Genomic DNA, 1,978 nt, shown 5'->3' with positions numbered 1-1,978 from the left:
AGTGTATTTGAACGTCAGGCGTGATCTGCTCGTTGTGAAAAAGGGATTTCCGATGCCGGTCATTGGTGCCCAAGGCAAATGGCGCAAGAGCAAGAAGAGGGTCATCAGGGTCAGCGATGAGATCAGGCAGGTGGTTCAGAGCCAAGGTTATTACTTTCGCAAACTGAGCGATCCCAAGAGGGATGGCGGTGCCGATCAACGCGCGTGATGTCGGTACGCAAAAGCCCGGCCACCAGACAGTGGGCCGGGCGAATACAAGTATGATCCTTCAAGAACGGAGCGAATATGCTGCGGCGCGAGCAGAACTTCCATCCCGGATGGCACCGCAGGTCCGTCGCGGTCCGGTTTCACCAATCCGAGAGAGCACGGTGGGATTTGCGGAGGCAGGCTTCGGCATGGCCTCTATGATCGGCGCGCTTTCTCCTCTGCCGCTCGCGCGAGTTTTTTCCATTCCTCGGCTGCCTGCAACCAGGCTTCTTTTGCGCTCGCAGTCGTGGCCTTGGCCGCCTCGCTTTCACATTCGGCGACTTTCTGACAGTAACGTTTAGCGTCCTGCGTAAGCATGCGGTTAGGGACCACCTTGGCGGAAGGAGGTGGTGAGGTTAGCGCCACGGCATGCCGTCGCGCAGCCGTATGACTACGGTGCTGTCGCTCCCGTTCATCATCGTCTCCGAAAACTCCGCAGGCGTGCGGTCCGGAAACGCTACACTTTGTGCGACCCCTTCGACTGCGCAATCAAAGGCGGAGTGCGAATGCAAAGTAAGGCGTAACCCGGGAGGCATAATAGCTCTATCCTCGCTACACTCTGCGAGGCGCGCCTGGCTTCCTAGGGAACATCTCCCTTCCTAACCGGACCAATACTGTAAGGCCGGTTCAAAAAGAATTCGCGATTGCCGAGCGCGGCTTCCGCGTACTGATCAATAGCAACCTGGATCGCCTGAACATGTTGATAGCACCAGCCTTCCACGAGCAGAGAGTTGCCGAACTTCGTTTAGTGCCCTGATAAACGGTGGCGGATTTTCCCAATCATCGAACCACTGCGGGCGCTCTCTCACCATTTCCTGCCTCCGAGAACCTTGCCCTTCGGTTTCGGCAGCGCGGCCTTCATCCGGTCACGGTCAGCACAGAGAGCATCGATCTTGTCGAGCATCCGTTGCAGCAGCACTTCGGCTGAGCTGGTGGGGATACTCCGTCTGGAGCTGAAGGATTTCCTTGCGCTGGCGGCCGACTTGCACGCGCATGCGCTCGATCTCCGAACGGACGAATTCGAGTGTGGGCATATTTTGCTTCTGAAACTGACGTGAGCTCTATAAGAACGAAACATGAACGGCGAGTCAAGGCTGCAAGGCCCGCCGACCGGGCGCGCACCTTCGAATGAATCCGGGATGTCCGCATTCTAAGTCGAAAACGACACGCAGACGTTTACGGACATGGACAACGATACTTTGGAAAAGGCCGCCAAAGCAGGCGGCCTTTTCATTCCGCTTATTACTTGTCTGCCGTCCAAGTTCGCTTAAGCAGCGCGTTCCCTGTCTGCTTGCTCCGAGGCGGTGGTCGCGGTTTCTTCAATGCCCTTTTCGTAGTTGCCCGCAAACCTCTCAATGCTATCAGCCCACATTCTCAGCATTAAGACCTGAAAGTGCAAGATTGGTTTCAATGCGCTCATGCCCATCGCCGTCGCTGCGAGCATGCGCCCTTGTGGGCCGCGCGTGAATTGGTTCGCGTTATCGATCTTATCCGTCATGCTGCTCGCTCCTTCGATCTGGAGTTACAACTGTGATTATCGGGTCGTGCCGTTGCGTGATGCCAGGCATTCGGCCAAAGCGTGATCTGCTGCGCCTCTCGCACTTCGCTCGTCATGCACTTCGTCCAGGCTTTTCAAGTAAGCGACTGCCGCAATCTGCAAGAGATCGAAGTCATATTGGCCGGCGTCACAAAGATTATTGACGTAGCGACGGAGGGCGGAGGGCGGAGGGCG

2 protein-coding genes and 2 pseudogenes are annotated in these 1,978 nt (G+C 56.7%); 1 reads left to right on the top strand and 3 read right to left on the bottom strand.

The window, feature by feature from the left end; genetic code table 11:
- The first annotated feature begins 1 nt into the window (after window position 1).
- A complete protein-coding gene (locus tag AC628_RS40755; protein WP_245321593.1) occupies window positions 2–208 on the top strand; it encodes a hypothetical protein in 207 nt (68 codons plus the stop codon).
- Window positions 209–826: 618 nt separating this feature from the next.
- Here the strand turns inward: AC628_RS40755 and AC628_RS46285 are convergent.
- The 3 genes and pseudogenes from AC628_RS46285 to AC628_RS44990 form a co-directional block, all read right to left on the bottom strand.
- Window positions 827–1,058, bottom strand: a pseudogene (locus AC628_RS46285) (hypothetical protein).
- 455 nt (window positions 1,059–1,513) lie between these two features.
- Window positions 1,514–1,744, bottom strand: coding sequence for a hypothetical protein (locus AC628_RS40740; RefSeq protein WP_074132435.1), 231 nt, complete (start codon window positions 1,742–1,744; stop codon window positions 1,514–1,516).
- Window positions 1,745–1,780: 36 nt separating this feature from the next.
- A pseudogene (locus AC628_RS44990) lies at window positions 1,781–1,978 on the bottom strand (hypothetical protein); the annotation flags it as partial.

The sequence above is a fragment of the Bradyrhizobium sp. NAS96.2 genome, assembly GCF_001908235.1.
Lineage (GTDB): Bacteria > Pseudomonadota > Alphaproteobacteria > Rhizobiales > Xanthobacteraceae > Bradyrhizobium.
This window is presented reverse-complemented; position numbering and strand designations above follow the sequence as displayed.

Excerpts from the sequence above, each read along its gene's own strand:
- AC628_RS40740 (WP_074132435.1), bottom strand. The coding sequence starts at position 1,744 with ATGACGGATAAGATCGATAACGCGAACCAATTCACGCGCGGCCCACAA.